This is a genomic window from Asticcacaulis sp. P2_C5 (genome assembly GCF_056404555.1).
Genome location: NZ_JBFUDU010000001.1, coordinates 539281 through 559234 on the forward strand (window position 1 = coordinate 539281; position 19954 = coordinate 559234).

General features: G+C 60.9%; 21 protein-coding genes. 16 read left to right on the forward strand and 5 right to left on the reverse strand.

The window, feature by feature from the left end:
• The first annotated feature begins 56 nt into the window (after nt 1-56).
• The 7 genes from AC1DXO_RS02165 (at nt 57) to flbD (ending at nt 7518) form a co-directional block, all read left to right on the forward strand.
• A complete protein-coding gene (locus AC1DXO_RS02165; RefSeq protein ID WP_476976441.1) occupies nt 57-1523 on the forward strand; it encodes a flagellar hook protein FlgE in 1467 nt (488 codons plus the stop codon).
• 187 nt (nt 1524-1710) lie between these two features.
• Entirely contained in the window at nt 1711-1992 is a 282-nt protein-coding gene (gene sciP, locus AC1DXO_RS02170; RefSeq protein ID WP_476976442.1) for a CtrA inhibitor SciP, read from the forward strand.
• Nucleotides 1993-2347: 355 nt separating this feature from the next.
• Entirely contained in the window at nt 2348-4012 is a 1665-nt protein-coding gene (gene fliF / locus AC1DXO_RS02175; protein ID WP_476976443.1) for a flagellar basal-body MS-ring/collar protein FliF, read from the forward strand.
• Between the two features lie 5 nt (nt 4013-4017).
• Nucleotides 4018-5040: a flagellar motor switch protein FliG gene (gene fliG / locus AC1DXO_RS02180; RefSeq protein ID WP_476976444.1), complete on the forward strand. Its 1023-nt coding sequence runs from the start codon at nt 4018-4020 to the stop codon at nt 5038-5040.
• A gap of 101 nt (nt 5041-5141) precedes the next feature.
• Entirely contained in the window at nt 5142-5792 is a 651-nt protein-coding gene (locus AC1DXO_RS02185; RefSeq protein ID WP_476976445.1) for a FliH/SctL family protein, read from the forward strand.
• 21 nt (nt 5793-5813) lie between these two features.
• Nucleotides 5814-6143, forward strand: a complete 330-nt coding sequence (gene fliN / locus AC1DXO_RS02190; protein ID WP_476976446.1) for a flagellar motor switch protein FliN — start codon at nt 5814-5816, stop codon at nt 6141-6143.
• Between the two features lie 4 nt (nt 6144-6147).
• Nucleotides 6148-7518, forward strand: coding sequence for a sigma-54-dependent transcriptional regulator FlbD (gene flbD, locus AC1DXO_RS02195; RefSeq protein ID WP_476976447.1), 1371 nt, complete (start codon nt 6148-6150; stop codon nt 7516-7518).
• Nucleotide 7519: 1 nt separating this feature from the next.
• On the opposite strand, the gene AC1DXO_RS02200 is transcribed toward flbD, so the two are convergent.
• Both AC1DXO_RS02200 and AC1DXO_RS02205 read right to left on the reverse strand, forming a co-directional pair.
• Entirely contained in the window at nt 7520-7924 is a 405-nt protein-coding gene (locus AC1DXO_RS02200; protein WP_476976448.1) for a helix-turn-helix domain-containing protein, read from the reverse strand.
• 12 nt (nt 7925-7936) lie between these two features.
• Complete coding sequence (locus AC1DXO_RS02205) at nt 7937-8380, reverse strand: type II toxin-antitoxin system RelE family toxin (RefSeq protein ID WP_476976449.1); 444 nt, start codon at nt 8378-8380, stop codon at nt 7937-7939.
• Here AC1DXO_RS02205 and flhA point away from each other — a divergent pair.
• The 5 genes from flhA to AC1DXO_RS02230 all read left to right on the forward strand — a co-directional run bounded on the left by flhA (nt 8316) and on the right by AC1DXO_RS02230 (nt 13439).
• Nucleotides 8316-10451: a flagellar biosynthesis protein FlhA gene (flhA, locus tag AC1DXO_RS02210; protein ID WP_476976450.1), complete on the forward strand. Its 2136-nt coding sequence runs from the start codon at nt 8316-8318 to the stop codon at nt 10449-10451. The two genes, AC1DXO_RS02205 and flhA, sit on opposite strands and share 65 nt — an antisense overlap.
• Before the next feature lie 8 nt (nt 10452-10459).
• Nucleotides 10460-11182 carry a DNA alkylation repair protein gene (locus AC1DXO_RS02215; protein ID WP_476976451.1) on the forward strand — a complete coding sequence of 241 codons (723 nt, stop codon included), beginning with the start codon at nt 10460-10462 and terminating at the stop codon, nt 11180-11182.
• Between the two features lie 138 nt (nt 11183-11320).
• A complete protein-coding gene (locus AC1DXO_RS02220; protein WP_476976729.1) occupies nt 11321-11602 on the forward strand; it encodes a helix-turn-helix domain-containing protein in 282 nt (93 codons plus the stop codon).
• Nucleotides 11599-12813, forward strand: a complete 1215-nt coding sequence (locus AC1DXO_RS02225; protein WP_476976452.1) for a type II toxin-antitoxin system HipA family toxin — start codon at nt 11599-11601, stop codon at nt 12811-12813. The genes AC1DXO_RS02220 and AC1DXO_RS02225 overlap by 4 nt, the downstream gene beginning before the upstream one ends.
• A gap of 140 nt (nt 12814-12953) precedes the next feature.
• Complete coding sequence (locus AC1DXO_RS02230; RefSeq protein ID WP_476976453.1) at nt 12954-13439, forward strand: DUF4282 domain-containing protein; 486 nt, start codon at nt 12954-12956, stop codon at nt 13437-13439.
• Here the strand turns inward: AC1DXO_RS02230 and AC1DXO_RS02235 are convergent.
• The 3 genes from AC1DXO_RS02235 to fliI are packed head-to-tail and all read right to left on the reverse strand — an operon-like array spanning nt 13436 to nt 16294.
• Nucleotides 13436-14440 (reverse strand): endo-1,4-beta-xylanase, encoded by a 1005-nt coding sequence (locus AC1DXO_RS02235; RefSeq protein ID WP_476976454.1) that lies wholly within the window; start codon nt 14438-14440, stop codon nt 13436-13438. The genes AC1DXO_RS02230 and AC1DXO_RS02235 overlap by 4 nt on opposite strands.
• 50 nt (nt 14441-14490) lie before the next feature.
• Entirely contained in the window at nt 14491-14904 is a 414-nt protein-coding gene (locus tag AC1DXO_RS02240; RefSeq protein WP_476976455.1) for a flagellar export protein FliJ, read from the reverse strand.
• Between the two features lie 58 nt (nt 14905-14962).
• Nucleotides 14963-16294, reverse strand: coding sequence for a flagellar protein export ATPase FliI (gene fliI / locus AC1DXO_RS02245; RefSeq protein WP_476976456.1), 1332 nt, complete (start codon nt 16292-16294; stop codon nt 14963-14965).
• Nucleotides 16295-16428: 134 nt separating this feature from the next.
• Between fliI and AC1DXO_RS02250 the strand changes: the two genes are divergently transcribed.
• From AC1DXO_RS02250 to AC1DXO_RS02265, 4 genes are read left to right on the forward strand one after another with little or no spacing between them, the layout of a single operon-like run.
• Nucleotides 16429-17226: a hypothetical protein gene (locus AC1DXO_RS02250; RefSeq protein WP_476976457.1), complete on the forward strand. Its 798-nt coding sequence runs from the start codon at nt 16429-16431 to the stop codon at nt 17224-17226.
• Between the two features lie 46 nt (nt 17227-17272).
• On the forward strand, nt 17273-17713 hold the full coding sequence (locus tag AC1DXO_RS02255; protein WP_476976458.1) for a MarR family winged helix-turn-helix transcriptional regulator: 441 nt from the start codon (nt 17273-17275) through the stop codon (nt 17711-17713).
• Nucleotides 17703-17945: a zinc ribbon domain-containing protein gene (locus AC1DXO_RS02260; protein WP_476976459.1), complete on the forward strand. Its 243-nt coding sequence runs from the start codon at nt 17703-17705 to the stop codon at nt 17943-17945. The genes AC1DXO_RS02255 and AC1DXO_RS02260 overlap by 11 nt, the downstream gene beginning before the upstream one ends.
• 42 nt (nt 17946-17987) lie before the next feature.
• Complete coding sequence (locus AC1DXO_RS02265) at nt 17988-19946, forward strand: DUF2075 domain-containing protein (RefSeq protein ID WP_476976460.1); 1959 nt, start codon at nt 17988-17990, stop codon at nt 19944-19946.
• The last annotated feature ends 8 nt before the right edge of the window (nt 19947-19954 follow it).

Below are 19954 nucleotides of genomic sequence, written 5' to 3' on the forward strand. Positions count from 1 at the left end.
TACCCAAACCTCTCACCTTCTCATCCTTCGCTTTCTGACTTTCACGGAGTTCTCTCATGTCTATCAATCGCGCTATGCAATCCGGTGTTACCGCCCTGTCCGCCAATGCGGCGGCCCTGGCCAACATCTCCAACAACATCGCCAACTCGAACACCACGGGCTTCAAGCGCGTGATGACCAACTTCACCAACCTGGTCACCGGTAATACGACGGTTTCGACCTATGCCTCCAACGGCGTCACGGCTTCGGTGCAGCAAAGCCTGACCAACCGCGGCGAGCTGAATTCGTCGAACGCCGGCTATAGCCTGGGCCTCGATGGCCAGGGTTTCTTTGTCACCTCGCCGTCGTCCGATACGGTCACCGCCGGCAGCGACATGCTGTTTACGCGTGACGGATCGTTCAGCACCGATACCAAGGGCTATCTGAAGAACGCCGCCGGCCTTTACCTGATGGGCTGGCCCGCCGATTCCAGCGGCAATATCGACACCAATGCGACCGACATCACCAAGCTGGCGCCGATCAATGTGTCGAATATCACGAACAAGGCGGAAGCGACGACCGCGGCAAATTTCACCGCCAATATCGACTCGAATACGCCCATATCGACAGCCGCCGCTGATTCCCTGCTGACCCCGCCAGGCCCGAGCGCCTATTCGCCGACGACCCAGGCCGGCGCCATGTCGGCCTACGACGCCACGACCAATATGGGCACCAAGCCGGACTCGACCATCTCGATGACCGTGTCGGATTCTCTCGGCCAGCAGCATACCGTGACGGTATCGTTGCTGAAGATTGGCGTTGACACCACGGCCGGGTCGCCAACCCTTGGCAAGACAAAGTGGTCCTATGAAATCTCGTCCCCCGATGTCGATACCGGCGCATCCCCCGATTTGCATCAACTGCAGACAGGCAACCTGTTCTTTGACTCGAACGGTAACCTCGACATGGTGAATTCGACCCCAAACACTACGGGCACGTTCGATCCTACCTTCACCGTAGGCGCGTCGAGCGGCACCCCGGCTGTTGGTGCAGCGACCTGGAACAGCTCGTTTGGTGCCGCTGCTCAGGATATTGATCTTGGCTTCGGCAGCACCGGCACCAGCACTCTGACTCAGCTTGCAGGCGATTCGACCACCACCGCCATGAGCGTCAATGGTACCGAGTTCGGCGCCCTGACCAAGGTTTCCATCGACAAGGACGGCATGGTCAACGCCATCTACAACAATGGCGATGTCCGCAAGCTGGGCCAGGTCGCCGTGGCGACCTTTATCAATGCCAATGGCCTGACGCCAGTCACCGGCAACGCTTTCGCCGTCTCAAGCGCTTCGGGCGGCTTCTCCCTGAAGCAGCCGGGTGAGGGCGGGGCTGGCTCGCTGTCGCCTGATTCGCTGGAAGCTTCGACCGTCGACCTGGGCGAGGAATTCACCAGCCTGATCACCACCCAGCGCGCCTATTCGGCGGCGTCGAAGATCATCACGACAGCCGACGACATGCTGCAGGAACTGCTGCAAATCAAGCGGTAAACCTTAAGTAAATAAACAGACTTAACGGGCGTTAACTCTTGAAGCTGGCATATTGCCAACCTTAATAAAGTATTATCTCCGGATATCTGCGTTCTTTAGTACAAAATTTACTAAGGCGATTAAGCGGATATTATGACAGGCCGGGTATAGTCACTTTTAATGGTGATGGTAACAAAGGCAAAATGCCATGCTTCAAGAACAACGCCGCGACAGCAAGGGCGAAAAATACGTGATTGGTCCAACCGGGGCAAAGCTGACCCTCAATGATCTGCCGCCACCCGGCACAGAGCGATGGGTCATACGCCGCAAGGCCGAAGTGGTGGCTGCCGTACGCGGCGGGCTACTAACCTTCGATGATGCCTGCGTGCGCTATAACATTACCTCGGAAGAGTTTCTGGGGTGGCAAAAGGCCATCGAAAATCATGGCATGGCCGGCCTGCGCACAACGCGTATCCAGCAATACCGTTAAGATTTGCGTCTTCCTCGGTCTGCCGTGTTGGCGGACCGGAAGGCTGCGAAACGCTGTAACGGCAGCAAGATTGCCCCGTGGCATGGCTTCGTGCCGGGGGCTTGATATATTAACGGCCTGGTCCGTTGACGTCCTGTTTCGGCGGGCCCGGTATGACCGGGTCCGTCGCAGGCGTTTAAGCGCTGTTGAAAAAACGCCGATATTCTCGGCACTTACTTTCCGCGTTGAATTCAAAAAATCACTTCACGGACGTGTGAAATTAAGCCGGCATTAACTCACCACTGGGAAATTACTGCCTAGTGAGCCGGGCACGCCGTAAAAGTGCCCTGCGCGATGGTGACAGGGTGGTTACGACGTGGAGTCCTTCTTTAACGGCTTGCAAAAATTCGGCATCAGCCGTTTGGTGGCGATCCTGGGTGCTGCGGCCGGTGTGGCGGCGGTGATTCTGGCCATCGTGCTGAACATCAGCGCCCAGCCGCAAGCCCTGCTCTATTCCAATCTCGATCTGAAGGAAGCGGCCTCGGTCACCCAGGCGCTGGATCAGGCCAGTATCAAGTATGAAGCCAAGGGCGACGGCTCGACCATCATGGTCAATCGTGACGAGGTCGCCAAGGCACGGATGATGATCGCCTCCAAGGGGCTGGTGACCAGTGGTTCGGTGGGCTACGAAATCTTCGACAATGCGCCGGCCCTGGGCCAGACTGAAGCCGTACAGAATATCAACAACCAGCGTGCCCTCGAAGGCGAACTGGCCCGGACCATGCGCACCCTGCGCGGCATCAGTTCGGCGCGCGTCCACCTGGTCATGCCGCGCCGTGAACTGTTCGAGGACGCGGCCAACCATCCGACCGCATCGGTGGTCGTCGGCCTGTCGGCCGGGCCGCTGGACGGTGACTCGGTCGCCGCCATCCGCAATCTGGTGGCCAGCGCCGTGCCCAATCTGAAGACCGACGACGTCACCGTGATCGACGATCGCAACCATCTTCTGGCCGCCGGCGGCCAGGAAGACAGTGCTCTGAACGGCGCCGGTGCGGCGCGCAAGTCCGAGGTCGAGGAAAATCTGAAGAAGCGCGTCATGGACATCGTCGAAGGCGTGGTCGGGCCGGGTGCTGCCCGCGTCATGGTCACGGCTGATATCGATCAGACGTCGACGACCAAGGAACAGGTCGAATATAATCCCGACGGCCAGGTCGTGCGTTCGACCAGCACCAATTCGGGCACGGAAAACACCACCGATCCGAACTCCGCCGGCCAGACCACGGCCAGCGCCAATATCCCCGGCACCCAACAGGCGCCGACCCTGTCGACCACCGGCAATACCAGCCAGCAGGATTCGGAAGTCACCAACTACGAAATTTCGACGACCAAGACGACCTCGGTCACCGGTCCCGGCGAAATCAAAAAACTGGCTGTGGCCGTTGTGGTCGACGGCGTCGAAACGCCATCCAAGGACGGCAAGGCGCCCCCGGCCTATGCGCCGCGTTCCGCCGACGACATGCAGCGCATACAGGAACTGATCCAGGCGGCCGTCGGTTATGACGCCACGCGCGGTGACCAGATCAAGGTGACCAATATCCGCTTCAGCCATGGCGATTTCGCCGGCGGCACCGACGCCAAGGCGCCGATGTTCGATTTCGACAAGAACGACATCATGCGCGCCGCCGAAGTCGCCGTGCTGTTTGTCGTGGCCCTGCTGACCATATTCCTGGTGGCGCGTCCGCTGCTCAAATTCATCAACGGCGGCGCCACCAGCTATCTGGCAGGTGCCAATGGCGGCATGGCTGGTCAGCCTGCCATGGCGGGGCTGCCCGGCCAGGCGATGCCGTCGATCAACCATCAGATCGCCGACAACATCGCCGCCACCGGCCTGGTTCCCTCGGTCGAGCAGGAACAGCGCATCGACATGGCGCGCATCGAAGGCCAGGTAAAGGCGTCTTCCGTCAAGAAGGTATCGGATTTCGTCGACCGCCACCCCGAGGAGTCGGTCTCGATCCTGCGCTCCTGGCTGCATGATAGTTAGTGGCCATGGCAAGAAAAAATCTGATTGATGATGCAAAGCGGTTGAGCGGGGTCGAAAAGGCCGCCGTCGTGCTTTTGGCGTTGGGCGAGGATCACGTCTCGCTGTGGCAGTCGCTGGACGAAGAAGAAATCAAGGAAATATCCCAGGCAATGTCGAGCCTGGGCACGGTGTCGGCCAATGTGGTCGAGGAACTTCTGGTCGAATTTGTCGCCGGCCTGTCGTCGTCGGGCACCATCATGGGCAGTTTCGAACAGACCCAGCGCCTGCTGGGTTCGTTCCTGCCGCCCGAAAAAGTCGAAGCCCTGATGGAAGAAATCCGTGGTCCGGCCGGCCGGACCATGTGGGACAAGCTGGGCAACGTCAACGAAGCCGTCCTGGCCAACTACCTGAAGAACGAATATCCGCAGACGGTCGCCGTCGTGCTGTCGAAGATCAAGGCGGATCACGCGGCACGCGTGCTGTCGTCCCTGCCTGAGGATTTTGCCCTGGAGTGCGTCCAGCGCATGCTGCGCATGGAGCCGGTGCAGCGTGAAATCCTAGATAAGATCGAGCAGACCCTGCGCGTCGAGTTCATGTCCAACCTGGCGCGGACCAGCAAGCGTGACAGCCACGAACTGATGGCCGAAATCTTCAACAATTTCGACCGCCAGACCGAAAGCCGGTTTGTTGCCGCCCTGGAAGAACGCAACCGCGAGTCGGCCGAGCGCATCCGGGCCCTGATGTTCGTCTTCGAGGATCTGTCGAAGCTGGATCCGGGCGGGGTGCAGACCCTGTTGCGCGCGGTCGAAAAGGATCAGCTTGCCCTGGCGCTCAAGGGCTCGTCGGACAGCCTGCGCGATATGTTTATGTCCAACATGTCCGAACGCGCCGCCAAGATCATGCGCGACGATATGGAGTCGATGGGACCTGTGCGGTTGAAGGACGTCGATGCGGCGCAGATGGCCATGGTCCAGGTCGCCAAGGACCTCGCTGCCAAGGGCGAAATCATGCTTGCCGGACAGGGAGGCGATGATGAACTTATATACTAAGGGCGTTCAGCTCGCCTTCGCTCGCTTGGCGCCACGCGGGCTGCGCGCCTCAACGGCGCTAGTCGCTTCGCTCCTGGGTTTGTATTTTTCAGGGGGGCGTTATGTCCGCTGAGCATCCGGTTCACAAGAAGTTCGAGTTCGGCACCGTGTTTGGTGACGGCGGACGCGTGCTGGCGCAACAGGCGCCGCGCGAAAAGAAGTTCTTCACCCCCGAAGAGGTCGAGGCCGTGCGCGCCAAGGCCTATGCCGACGGCGAGGCCTCGGCTCTGGCGCGTGCCCAGATGGCTCAGGGCGCGGCGGTCCAGGGTCTGGCCGACGCCGCCCGCCAGGGGCTGGGCCACATTACCGAGTCCATTCAGTCCTATCGCGGCGCCGTCGTGCAACTGGCCCTGATCTGTGCCCAGAAGATCGCCGCCGAGGCGTTGGAACGCTTTCCGCAAGCACCGGTCACGGCTGCCCTGGAGGCGCTAGGCCAGGAGATCGAAACGGCGACGCGCCTGGTCCTGTACGCCAAGGACCCGTCCGAGGAACTGAAGGCGGCCGCCATGGAAGCCGCCACCTATGCCGGCTATGGCGGGCAGATTCAGTTCCGCGATCGGCCCAGTTCGCCCAAGGGCGCCTTCGAGATCGTGTGGAACGAGGGGCGCGCTGAATTCAATCCGCAACAGGTCTTCGATGCGCTCGAAGCGGCGCTTAACGAAACGCTCGAGGCCGAAGTATTTCATCAGTCGAGGGCCGAACATGGCCATTAGTAACATCAAGGAGGCCACACAATGGCCGATCTAGGTCTGGAAGATTTCACCGATACGGGTCCCGGCGGCGGGCCAGAGGACGAAGGCGAAAAGGCGGCGGCCGATCTAGCGCCCGTTTTCGATGTGCCGGTCAATATCTCGGCGGTACTGGGCAAGTCCTACATGTCGGTGTCGCAATTGCTGAAACTGGGGCAGGGCAGTGTGCTGGAACTGGACCGCAAGGTCGGCGAGGCCATCGATATCTATGTCAACAACCGCCTGGTCGCACGCGGTGAAGTGGTCGTTGTCGACGATCGCCTGGGCGTGACCATGACGGAAATCATCAAATCCGAAGATAATACCGGGAACTGAAGCCATGAGACTTTTAGTCGTTGGAAAACTGAGCGGCCAGCTCTCCGTCGCGGTGAAGATGGCCATGGATACGGGCGCCAAGGTCGCCCATGTCGACACCCCGACCCAGGCCACGGACGCACTGCGGCGCGGCCAGGGCGCCGACCTGTTGATGGTCGATTACGAACTCGACATCAGGTCGCTGATCGAGGCGAACGAGCGCGAGCATATCTTCGTCACGGTCATAGCCTGCGGCGTCAATCCTGATCCGCGCAAGGCGGCGTTTGCCATATCGGCCGGCGCCAAGGAATTCATTCCCCTGCCGCCGGATGCCGAATTGATCGCCGCCGTCCTGGCCGCCGTGTCGGACGATTCACGGCCTCTGGTCACCAAGGATCCGGCCATGCAGGCGGTGATCAAGCTGGCCGACCAGGTGGCCAATTCGGACGCCTCGATCCTGATCACCGGCGAAAGCGGCGTCGGCAAAGAAGTCATGGCGCGCTACGTCCATGAAAAATCGCGCCGCGCATCGAGGCCGTTCATCTCGGTCAACTGCGCGGCCATTCCGGACAACCTGCTCGAATCGGAACTGTTCGGCCATGAGAAGGGCGCCTTTACCGGCGCCATGGCGCGGCGCATCGGCAAGTTCGAAGAGGCTGACGGCGGCACGTTGCTGCTGGACGAAATCTCGGAAATGGATGCCCGTCTGCAGGCCAAGCTGCTGCGCGCCCTGCAAGAGCGGGTGATCGATCGCGTCGGCGGCGCCAAGCCGGTGCCGGTCAATATCCGCGTGCTGGCGACCTCCAACCGCAACTTGACCGCCGCGGTGAAGGACGGCAGCTTCCGCGAGGACCTGCTGTACCGCCTGAACGTTATCAACCTGGCCCTGCCGCCGCTGCGTGAGCGCCCGGCCGATATCGTCGCCCTGTCGGACTTCTTCGCCAAGAAATACAGCGAGGCCAATGCCATTCCGCTGAAGCCGATTGCGCTGGAAGCGCGTCGCCGTCTGCAGGCCCATCCTTGGCCGGGCAATGTGCGCGAACTGGAAAACGCCATGCATCGCGCCGTGCTGTTGTCGGGCGGCCCGGAGATCGATGCCGAAGCCATCCGCCTGCCGGACGGCCAGCCGCTCAATCCGGTGGCGCCCATCGGTGCGGACTATATCGGTCGGGTGTCCCTGGCTGCCGAACACGCGGCGCGGACCTTTGTCGGTTCGACAGTCGCCGAGGTCGAGCAAAAGCTGATCCTCGACACGCTGAGCCACTGCTTCGGCAACCGGACCCATGCCGCCAACATCCTCGGCATCTCGATCCGTACGCTACGCAACAAGCTGAACGAATATTCGGCCGCAGGGATTGCCGTTCCGGCGCCACAGTCCGGCGCGAGCGCCGCGTAGGTTATTCGTCGCTCACCAGCACGTCCATCGGCGTGCCCAGCGCCTTGGCCAGACGTTTCAACGTCGCGGCGGTGCCGACGCGCGTCTTGCCTTCGATGGCCGAGATTTCGGGTTGCGCGACGCCTGACGCCTCGGCCAACGCCGTCTGGGTCAAGCCACGGTATTCGCGAATGACGCGGACAGGAGATTCGCCGCTGCGGATACGTCGCCACTGGTCCATCGGCATAGCGATGTGTTCGCCGCGTTCCTTGGCCGCTATGTGCTCATCATAGGCGCGAGCTGCCCAAGCTTCTTCGGCAGCCTCTTCGGCAGCTTCGGCATATTGGCTGAGAAATGCGTACTCATTGATCGGAACGAGAACAAAGGTTTCGTCCTTGACTGTAATTTGCTGGTGCAAGATTTCCATAGTCACTACCTCCTACTCATAAATTTCGCGGCGATGACCGATATTGATGATATCGATAACGACGAAATCCTCTGTGAAAACCACGCGGTAATCACCTATTCGAAGACGAAGCCAGGGCTGGCCTTTAAGAGCCTTTATGTCGCCGTGGCCGGTTAAGGCATAGCGCTCGATACCGCTTTCGATACGCTCCTGAATCTGGTTAGGTAGAGCTTCGAAAGCGCGCTCGGCAATTTTCGAATAAACGATCGTCTTCATAACCGTGATATAACAAATTGCTATAGTCATAGCAATACGCAATGGCGATTTGCGATTAATACTTCCACCAACATGCAGGCCGGTTGAAAACTTAACACCCTGTTTACCCTCAATAGGGTAAATTTTGCCTAGCTTAATGCACCCGTGCGCGGTGCCATGTTCAGTGTACGGGAGGCCAGGTTTGGCTAGCGCTGCCGCCATGCCGGCGTTCAAGTTTGCTGAAATTGGTGGCTGGCTGAAGCGCGGCGAGGTCATCATGGCCATCGGCGTGATCTCGATCATCGTGATCCTGATCGTGCCTATGCCGCCGTTCGTGCTCGACATCCTGCTGTCGCTGTCGATCACCTCGGCCATTCTGATCCTTATGACCGGCCTGTTTATCAAGAAGCCGCTGGAATTCAGCTCGTTTCCGACCGTGCTGCTGGTCACCACACTGTTCCGTCTGGCGCTCAACATCACCTCGATGCGTATCATCCTGACCCACGGCCAGGAGGGCGAGGAGGCCGCCGGGGCGGTGATCAAGGCCTTCGGCATGATGATGACCCAGGGCAATTTCATCATCGGCGGCATTCTTTTCGCCATCCTGGTCCTGGTCAATTTCGTCGTCATCACCAAGGGTTCCGGCCGGATCGCCGAAGTGGCGGCGCGCTTCACCCTCGATTCCATGCCGGGCAAGCAGATGGCGATCGACGCCGACCTGTCGTCGGGCATGATCGATTCCGACGAGGCCAAGCGCCGGCGCAAGGAGGTCGAACTCGAATCCGGTTTCTTCGGCGCCATGGACGGTGCGTCGAAGTTCGTGCGCGGCGATGCCGTGGCCGGTATTGTCATCACCCTGGTCAATATCGTCGGCGGCATCCTGATCGGTATCTTCAGCCACGGCATGGATCCGGGCGAAGCCACCCAGACCTATGTATTGCTGACCATCGGTGACGGCCTGGTCACCCAGATTCCGGCCCTGATCATCTCGATCGCCGCCGGTTTCCTGGTCTCGAAGGCGGGCGTCGACGGCTCGGCCGACAAGGCCCTGGTCGTGCAGTTGGCACGTAATCCCGTCGCCTTGGGTATGGTGTCGGCGGCGTCGGGCGTCCTTGGCCTGGTGCCCGGCATGCCGATCTTCTTCTTCGGCGCTATCGCCCTGGCAACCGGCGCTCTGGCCTGGAAGGTGGGGCGGACACCGCCGCCACCAACCCAGACCGACATCGACGACCAGATGATGCGTAACCTGCCGCCCGAGGATGAACCGATTTCAGCCTCCCTGGCCATTGATGACGTCAAGATCGAACTGGGTTTGGGGCTATTGGGGCTGATCAACGATCTCGACGGACGCAAGCTGACTGACCAGATCAAGGCCCTGCGCCGCACCCTGGCCCAGGAGTTCGGCTTCATCATGCCAAGCGTGCGCATCCTCGACAATATGCGCCTGAACAACCAGGGCTATTGCGTGCGCATCAAGGAGATGGAAGCCGGCGCCGGCGAGGTGCGTATCGGCGCCTTGATGGCCATGGACCCGAGCGGGCGACAGGTCGAACTGCCGGGCGAGCATATGAAGGAACCGGCCTTCGGTCTGCCGGCGACGTGGATCGACAACGCCCTGCGTGAGGAAGCAACCTTCCTGGGTTACACCATTGTCGATCCGGCGACGGTGATCACGACCCACCTGACCGAGATCCTCAAGGACAATATGGCCGACCTGCTGTCCTATTCCGAGTTGGGCAAGCTGCTGCGCGACATCCCGGGCGACGACAAGAAGCTGGTCGACGATCTGATTCCGACCGTGGTATCGGCGGCGACCGTCCAACGCGTGCTGCAGGCCCTGCTCAAGGAGCGCGTCAGTATCCGCGATCTGCCGGCCATTCTGGAGGCCCTGGGCGAGGCCGCCGCGCATACCAAGTCGATCACCCAGATGGTCGAGCATGTCCGTTCGCGCCTGGCGCGGCAGTTGTGCTGGCAGAACCGTTCGGACGACGGCTCGTTACCGATTGTCACCCTGTCGCACGACTGGGAAAATGCCTTTTCGAGTTCCCTGGTCGGCCAGGGCGAGGATCGTCAACTGACCATGGCGCCGTCGCATCTGCAGGAATTTATCCGCAGTGTGCGCGACGTCTTCGAGCGCGTGTCGATGAACGGGGAAGTGGCGGTATTGCTGACCTCGCCGCTGATCCGGCCGTTCGTCCGCTCGATCATCGAACGCTTCCGCGCCAATACGGTGGTGATGAGCCAGAATGAAATCCATCCCAAGGTGCGGCTGAAGACAGTCGGTCAGGTGTAGGCCGCGCCATGACCAACCTCACCGCCGCTGCTTTTATCGCCGCCCTGCAGCCCCTGCGCGATGCGGAAGAGGCCCGCAAATATCTGCGCTATTTCAAGACGGGGCCCGGTGATTACGCAGAGGGTGACCGCTTTATGGGCGTGCGCATGGGCCAGGTCTTCGATCTGGCCAAGCGTTTCATCGACATGCCGGCGGACGAGATCGAAAACCTGCTGGATGGCGACTTTCACGAGATCAAGGCCGGCGGCATGTCGATCATGGACAAGCAGGCGCGGCGCAACAAGACGGCGGAAGCCCAGCGCAAGATACTGTATGACCTTTACCTGCGCCGGCACGACGCCATCAATAACTGGGACCTTGTCGATGTCGCGGCGCCGTTCGTTATCGGCCGCTACCTGGCGGACAAGCCGCGCGACATCCTGTATCATCTGGCCGGTTCGGACAGCCTGTGGGAACGCCGCACCGCCATTGTCGCCACCCAGTACTTCCTGCGTCAGAAACAGGTGGATGACGCCTTCGCCCTGGCGGAACGTCTGCTGCACGATCCGCACGACCTGATCCATAAGGCGGTCGGCGGCGTGCTGCGCTGGGCCGGCCAGTTCGATGGTCCCCGCCTTGAACAGTTCCTCGAAATCCATGCCGCCGTCATGCCGCGCACTGTGCTGCGCTATGCTATCGAACATTTTCCGCCGCAGATGCGATCGCGGTACATGGCGATGAAGAGCGCGTGACCCAACAGATTCAACCTTTTCGCCCGGCCTATTCGACATCTTAAATTGCCAATTAATAGATATTATGTTATCCCTTGATGACAAAATATCTCTTTAATAGATAATATATTGGCCCTTAATCTCTATTCCTCCCAGGACGTGCTGCGTGCCACACGCGAGGGTTTCCGACGCCTTCGCCTGAGACAGGGTTGGACGCAGGAAGCCTTGTCCGAACGCGCAGGCGTCAGCCTGGGCTCGCTCAAGCGTTTCGAAAGAACGGGTATGGTTGCCTATGATGGACTTCTTCGCCTGGCCTTGGCCCTGGGCTGTCTCGACCGGTTTTATGACCTGGCAGCCGGCTTGGCGGACACCGCCGCGCCTCGCTCGCTCGATGATTTGCTGACAGCGCAACCCGAACGGAAACGTGGGCGGCGTAAATGACGTTCACACCAACCTCCCTCCTTAAGGTATTTCTGGACGATGCCATCGGTCGCCGTCCCGTCGGCCGATTGGCCCTGCGCGACCGTCGCGTGTGGTTTGAATACGATCCGGATTTTCTCGCCTCGGATGTCGAATTGTCACCCTTCCGGCTGGCCAGGACTCCGGGCGTGCAGGCGGCTGATTTCACACCCTTTGAAGGCCTCTTCGGCCTGTTCAATGACAGCCTGCCCGATGGCTGGGGGCGCCTGTTACTCGATCGAAGAATGCGGACTCTGGGCGTCAACCATCTCGCCTTGACGCCGCTTGATCGATTGGCCTGCGTCGGTAGGGGCGGCATGGGTGCCTTGTCCTATGAGCCCGATCTGAACGAAGCCGGCGATGTACCGACCGTCGTCGAACTGGACAGGCTGGCGCATGAAGCCGATCAGGTCATGGCCGGCGAGGCTGAAACCGTCATCGATTCGCTCTTGGCGCTGAACGGCGCCTCCCAGGGTGCCCGGCCCAAGATTGTTGCGGCCGTCAGCGCCGACCACGCGCGCATATCGAGTCACATGTTCGAAGGCGCCGCCCCGTGGTTGATCAAGTTCACAGCTCGGGGCGATCCCGAGGACGCAGGCGCCGTTGAATATGCCTATAGCCTGATGGCGCGCGTCGCCGGCCTCGACATGCCGCCGACCCATCTGTTTCGCACCGCCGGTGGTGCCTATTTCGGCACGCAGCGCTTCGATCGCAACGGCGACCAACGAATCCACATGCATTCTCTCTGTGGTCTGATCCATGCCGATCACCGTGTGCCGAGCCTGGACTATGATATGATTTTGCGCGTCACAGGGGCGCTCACCCGCAACCGAACCGAGATCGAGCGGGCCTTCACCCTGGCCTGCTTCAACGTCCTGGCCCACAATCGCGATGACCACAGCAAGAACTTCGCCTTCCTGATGAACGCGGATGGGCAGTGGCGCCTGTCTCCGGTCTATGACCTGACCTTTTCAGCCGGGCCGGCCGGGGAACAGAGCACAACGGTCATGGGAGAGGGCCGAAATCCCGGGCTCGCCAGTCTCCGGCTTTTGGCGGCAGAACATGGCCTGAAATCGGCGACCGATATCATCGATCGCGTCGTAAGCGCAACGCGTCAATGGCCGCGCCTGGCTGACGAGGCTGGCGTCACCAACAGTAGCAAGACATTGATCGCGCAACATCTGACACTGTAGAACCCTTAGAACCGCTTGACATTTCCATGACATAGCGCCTTTTAGGTTATAACAAAGAGTCGATTTTCGCGCGTCAGGCTAGCCATATGAAAAGCATTATCAGACAGGTGTTCGGCACCACCCGGCCTCGGGATATCTGGATGGATTTGCTAACCTTCGACCGGCTGGTGTCCAAGCCGATTGTCCATATCGTCTACTGGTGTGGACTGGGTCTTCTGATCATTGCCGCCTGCGCCACCCTGGGCGTGGCCGTCGGTTCCGGTCTCAAGGACGGCACCGTGATGGGCTGGGTCCTATCCCTGCCGTTGCTGATCATCGGCTGGTTGTCGATCCTGATCACCATCCTGCTATGGCGAGCGTGCTGCGAATTCTTTATGGCGGTGATGAGCATCGCCGAGGACCTGCGTGTCCTGCGCCAATATCAGGAAAAACTTGATGCGCCCGCCGCCGGTTCAGGACCCTCTGTCATCAAGCCGGTCACGCCGCCCCAGGCCAATGCTGAATTCGACGTGCCGACGCCTGACACGATCGAGGACGTGCGTCCCGCAGCCGAAAAACAGCCCGGTGAGCGCGACATACTGGAAGACCCTTTCTTCCGTCCGCGCTTCGAACGGCGCGATATTTAACGAACTATATCCGTAAATGTCCGCGCCAGGGGTTTCGGCCGACCCATGGTGTCGAACAGTGCCGGCTCGTCAGGCAACAGGCCCTTGCGTTCCTTCGGCGAATTCAGCCAGGAATCCGGATCGCGCAGCGCCCATAGGGTCAGGCCGTAGCGCTGGGCTGCCGGGATGTCATTATAGGCGCGGATAAGAGCTTCGAAGACGCGCATCTGGTCGAGTCGTGGCTGGACCAGATTGGTCGGGCGGTCTTCGCGCAAGGAAATATCGAGCTCGGAAATATGCACCTTCAGGCCCAACGAGGCGATGTCGCGAATGGCCGCGGTCAGGGCCTGGGGGGGCAGGTCGGCGGAGATATGGGTCTGGGTGCCGATGCCGTGCAGCGGGGCGCCGGATTTCAGCAGGCTTTCGCACAGCTTGAGAAACCGGATGCGTTTGGCCGGTGTCAGTTCGAGATTGTAGTCGTTGAGGAAAAGCGTCGCCTGCGGATCGGCCTGTTGGGCAGCTGTCAGGGCCAGGCCGATATAGTCGTCGCCCAGCACGGTTTGCCACAGGCAGGGGCGCAGGCCGCGTCCGTCGTTCCAGATCGGCTCGTTGACCACGTCCCAGCCGCCGATCACGCCCTTATAGCGGCCCATCACGCTCTGGATATAGCCGACATAGGCGTTAAGGAAAGCGTCGGGCTTTGCCGCCAATTTCCGGAAATAGGCGCCGTCCTGAGCGTACCAGATCAGGGTGTGGCCGTGGACCGCCATGCCGTTGCGGCGCGCGAAATCGACCATGCGATCGGCGCGATCAAACTGCAGGGTCCCGTTTTCCTGCAGCACATATTCCATCTTCATTTCCCATTCGGGCGTCAGACGGGAAAATTGCGCAGCGGCGAGCTGGGTCCAGGCGGGATCGCTGAGTTGCGATGCCTTGACGGCGACTCCGAGGGGATAGGGCGAAACGGATTTGAGCGGCGAAATATCACCAAAAGCGGCAGACTTTTGCGCAGCACGGGCCATTCCCGCGAAGCCAAGGGCAGCGGCGCCCGCAAGGAGGGCGCGCCGGCGCATCAGGCGGGGCGCTTCATCCGCAGGGCGGCTTCGTCCATGGCGGCGTTTTCGGCGCGCTTGAAGTCGGCAGCTTTGCGCAGCTTGGTCACTTCGGCGACGTGTTCGAACTTCTTGAGGTCTTCGAACGCCATGCCGAGCTGGTCGCGCACACCGTCTTCTTCGCGGACAATCAGGTCCAGGTCGGTGGCGAGCGTATCACGGCGCATTTTGAAACCGCGCTTATAGGCGCCGAAATGGTGCGACATGGTGGCGTCGGCGGACGACCTGACGGCTTCGAGTTCGTATTCGGCATCCAGCGTCGCGATCTTCATTTCGAGATGGGTGCGGCGGGTGACGACCTCAGCCAGGCGTTTTTGCAGAGTTTCCACTTCGAAGGTCGACAGGCGGATAAGGGATTTGGCCCACTTCGGCATAGGGATATCTCCTGCGATCTTTTATGCGGGGAACCGCTGGGCTTGTTCGCAAAAATTATCAAGCCCGGGACAAAATTTCCGCCAAAAGAGTAAAGGACTCGTCAAGAGGCGTGTATTCCTCCTTGCCCTGACGAAGAAATTCTTCGACCGCCGGATTAAGCTCGATCGCGCGGTCGACATCGGGATCGGCGCCGGTGCGATAGGCGCCGATGCGGATCAATTCCTCCATGTTGGTGTAGGACGACAGGACCTTGCGCGCCTGGCGCACAACTTCGCGTTCCGGGATGGTCTGGCAGTCGGGCATGGTCCGGCTGATCGATTTCAGCACGTCGATCGCCGGGAAACGGCCACGCTCGGCGATATTGCGGCTCATCACGATATGGCCATCGAGAATCCCGCGTACTGCGTCGGCTATCGGTTCGTTATGATCGTCGCCGTCGACCAGGACGGTGAACAGGGCGGTGATCGGCCCGCCCTGGGTGCCGTCGGGCAGGACGGGACCTGGACCGGCGCGTTCCAGCAGCTTGGGCAGTTCGGCAAAGCAGGTCGGCGTATAGCCCTTGGTCGTCGGCGGTTCACCGGTAGCCAGGCCGATCTCGCGCTGGGCCATGGCGAAACGAGTAACCGAGTCCATCAGGCACAGAACTTCAAGCCCCTGGTCGCGGAGAAATTCCGACAGGGCCATCGTCATATAGGCGGCCTGGCGTCGTTTCAGGGCGGGTTCGTCCGAGGTGGCGACGACGACGATGGCGCGCTTCAGGCCTTCGGGTCCGAGCGTTTCTTCGATGAATTCGCGCACTTCCCGACCGCGTTCGCCGATCAGGCCGACAACGACAGCGTCGCAGGTGGCTTCGCGCGCCAGCATGGACAGCAGGACCGACTTGCCGACACCGGAGCCGGCAAAGACGCCCAGGCGCTGGCCGCGGCAGCAGGTGGTGAAGACGTCCATGGCGCGAACGCCCAGGTTCAGCCGCTCGCCGACGCGGGCGCGGGTATGGGCGGAGGGCGGCGCGGCCTTGAGCAGATAGCCTTCCGGACCCTGGGGCAGGGGGCCGTGGCCGTCGATGGCATTGCCGAAACTGTCGACGATCCGTCCCAGCCAGGCCGTGGTCGGATGCACCTTGGCGCCTTCGGACGAGATGCGGATCTCGGCGCCTGGCGTGACGCCTTCGACCGGACCGAAGGGCATCATCAGGGCGCGGTCTTCACGGAAACCGACGACCTCGACGGGCAAGGGGTCTTCGTGGCGCCGGATGATTTCACAGCGCGCGCCGACCTGCATGTAGCTGAGGCCGCCCTTGGCCTCGATCAGCAGACCATTGACGACGGCGACACGACCGTAGACGCGCATGGGTTCAATGGTGTTGGCGGTCTGGATAAGGCTTTGCATGGTTCATCCTTGCCAGAAACATGGTTAATAGGGGTTAACGGGCGCGCTTGTGGCCCGCAAAATCTCGCTCTCGACGTCAGGTCCCGGTCATGCCAGACTAAGGCAAACGGCATGGGAGGCGGCGGCCACATATCATGACACACAGCAAACCCGATATCCTGACCCTGGCCGGCATGGCCGCCCTGGTCTTTGTCTTCACCACCCTGATGCATGAGGGACTGGGCCATGGCGGCGCCTGTGTCGCCATTGGTGCGCAACCCGTCGCCTGGGGCGCCTACTATTTCGATTGCGATACCCAGGCCGGACCGGCGTGGAAGTGGCAGGCGGTGGCAGCCGCCGGCAGTACGGTCAATCTGATCCTGTGTGTCCTGTCCTACGCCGCATTAAAGGCCGCCCTGGCCAAGGGTGCGCGGAACACGTTCACTCTGTTCCTGTGGCTGATGTTCGTGCTGGATGGCTTTACCTGGGCGGGATATTTCCTCTTTTCCGGGATTGGTGGAATCGGCGACTGGGGTACGGGAACTCACGCCGTCCTGGACGGCGTGCCCAATGCCATGGTGTGGCGCGGCGTCATGGCGGTCGCCGGCGGGTTACTGTATTTCCTGATTGGACGGGCCGGCGGGCGACTGCTGGGCCAAATCACCGGTGGCGATAAGCCGGCCGGACGGCGCATCGCCACGACCTTTTACCTGGCTGGCGGCACGGTGTCGGTGCTGGTTGGGCTGCTTAATCCGATCGGCCTGTTTATCGTGCTGGCGTCTGCCGCGGCGTCGAGTTTCGGTGGCGCATCCGGCCTTATGTGGCTGCCGGGCTTTATCAAGGCCGAAGCGAGCGCTGCCTATAGCGTAAAGCGCAACTGGCTTTGGATCATCGCCGGTGTGGCGGCGACCGTGGCCTACGCCTTGATCCTGGGACCGACGGTTACATTGTGATTCCTTCGGGATTTACGAAGCAATCTCACCGGCCTAACCTCCCGGCATGCAAGACGATTTTGCCCGCGAATTCGAAGACCTGTTCCGCGCCACCTACAGCCGGGCGGTGCGGCGAATTCGTGACAAACGTGACCGGCTGACCCCCGAGACGGTGGCGCTGCTCGACCATATGGCGGCGGGCGGTCCGATGACGGCAGGCGAACTGGCCCGGCACATCGACCGCGCGCCGTCGACTCTCAGCGAGATGCTGGCGCCGATCGAAGCGAAGGGCCTGATTGCACGCGACAAGGACCCTGCCGATGCACGCCGCAGCCTCATCTGGCTGACCGATGCCGGTCAGGTGGGGCTGGCCGAGGCACGCAACGTATTGGACGCCGATATTCTGAGCGCGGCGGCAGGGCGAATGTCGCCGCAGGACCGCGCGGATCTGTTGCGGCTGTTCGCCCAACTGGTTTCGCACCTGAGAGGAGGTAGAGATGAGCCATAATTGTGAAAGCTGTGGCATGCCAATCGAGAGTGGTCGCTATTGCCAGTACTGCGTCGACGAAACCGGTCAGCTTCAGGATTTTGCAACGCGGTTCGAGCGCATGGTGCAATGGCAGGAGCGGCGCGGCTCGCCGCGCGCCCAGGCAGAGACGGAAACTATTGCCTACATGGCAAGCATGCCGGCCTGGCGTGATCATCCCCAGCTTCTGGCTGAGGTCCTGGCGCGGCGGTAGTTTGTCACCTATAACCCTCGGGTAGCTCGCCGGAGGGGATGGATGCGCGCCTATTATTCTGCCGATCGTGCCAGGTTCTTCAGCGATTCGATCGATGAAATTCTGGGGCAACTGACGCGCTGGCACCATTTCGACCTCGGCATCGACCAGAAGGGCGCGTGGCTGCAACAAATCCGGATACTTCGAAACGCGCTCGAAGATCTCCCCGACTTTACCGTCTGGTTCGAATTCGCCATTCCGCGCATGGGCAAGCGCGCCGATGTCGTGCTGGCCGTGGGCGATTGCATCTTCGTCATCGAATTCAAGGTCGGTAGCGACCAATTTGATCGCCATGCCATCGAACAGGTCGAGGACTATGCTCTGGACCTGAAGAATTTTCACGAAGGCAGTCATCACCTGTCGATCGTGCCGGTCCTGCTGCCGACCCTGGCGACGGAGTCGCGGGACGTGCAACTGGAACTGGCCTTTGGTCAGGTTGAACAACCGCTGCTGCTTGCGGTCAAGGATCTGGGAAGCGTGGTCCGGATGGTCAGCGCGGCCCATAAGACCGGCATGGACGCGCAAGCCTGGGCGGCCAGCCGCTATCGTCCCACACCGACGATTATTCAGGCCGCCTGTACCTTGTTTGCGCGCCATACGGTCGATGACATTATCCGGAACGATGCCGGTGACCTGAATATGGGGCGTACCCAGACCGCTGTGACGGAGGTGATCAGCCGTTCCAGGACACGCGGTGAAAAATCGGTCTGTTTCATTACCGGCGTGCCGGGCGCCGGCAAGACCCTGGCCGGACTTCATGTCGCAACTTCACGAAGTGATATGGCGACGACCGATCACGCGACATTTCTGTCGGGCAATGGTCCGCTTGTTGATGTCCTGAGAGAGGCGCTGGCCCGCGATCAGCATGACCCGCGCAAGGGCACCAAGGCCAATGTCCAGCGCAAGGTGAATGCCTTTATTCAGAACATCCATGCCTTTCGCGATAACTATGCGACGAACGACGATACGCCCTCCGACCACATCGTCATTTTTGATGAGGCCCAACGCGCCTGGACCCGGGCCCAGGCCTCGAGCTTTATGCAGCGCAAACGCAATGTGCCGGGCTTCGACATGTCGGAACCCGAGTTTCTGCTGAACGTCATGGACCGGCATCAAGACTGGTGCACGGTCATCTGCCTGGTCGGCGGCGGCCAGGAGATCAATACCGGAGAGGCCGGGCTGTCGGAATGGATGGTCGCCATACAGGACCGTTTTCCACATTGGCGGGTCTATGCCTCGGACCAGATCGTGCAAGCGGACTATAATCTGAACCGCAATGCACAGGCCTTTATCACCCGGGAGCAGGTGAGCCTGAGGCCCGAACTGCATCTGGGCGTGTCGATGCGCTCGTTTCGCGCCGAGACCCTGTCGGACTTTATCGCGCATCTGCTGAATGGCGCCGCCATGGCGGCGCGGCGGGCGGTGGTGCAACTGGAACAGTACCCGTTAAGACTAACGCGCGACCTTGACGTAGCGCGAGCCTGGCTCAGGGCGACCGCGCGGGGCACGGAGCGGTACGGACTGGTGGCGTCCTCGGGCGCCATGCGGCTGCGCCCGGAAGGTCTGCACATAAAGGCAGGAATAGATCCGCCCAACTGGTTCCTGAACGATCGCAGCGATGTCCGGTCGTCCTTCTATCTCGAAGACGTAGCCAGCGAGTTCGATGTCCAGGGGCTGGAACTCGACTATACGGGCGTGTGCTGGGACGCCGACTGGCGCTTCGACGGTGAAGACTGGCAGGCGTGGAATTTCAAGGGGACAAAATGGCAGTCGGTGAGGGACAGCCTGCGCAAGCTGTATCTGAAGAACGCCTATCGGGTGATCCTGACCCGGGCGCGTCAGGGGCTGGTGGTCTTCGTGCCGAAGGGCGACGCAGGGGATGCGACGCGGCCACCGGAGTTTTACGACGGGACGTATGCCTATTTGCTGGCGTGCGGGTTTGCGCCTTTGGATAAAATGTGATGCGAGGA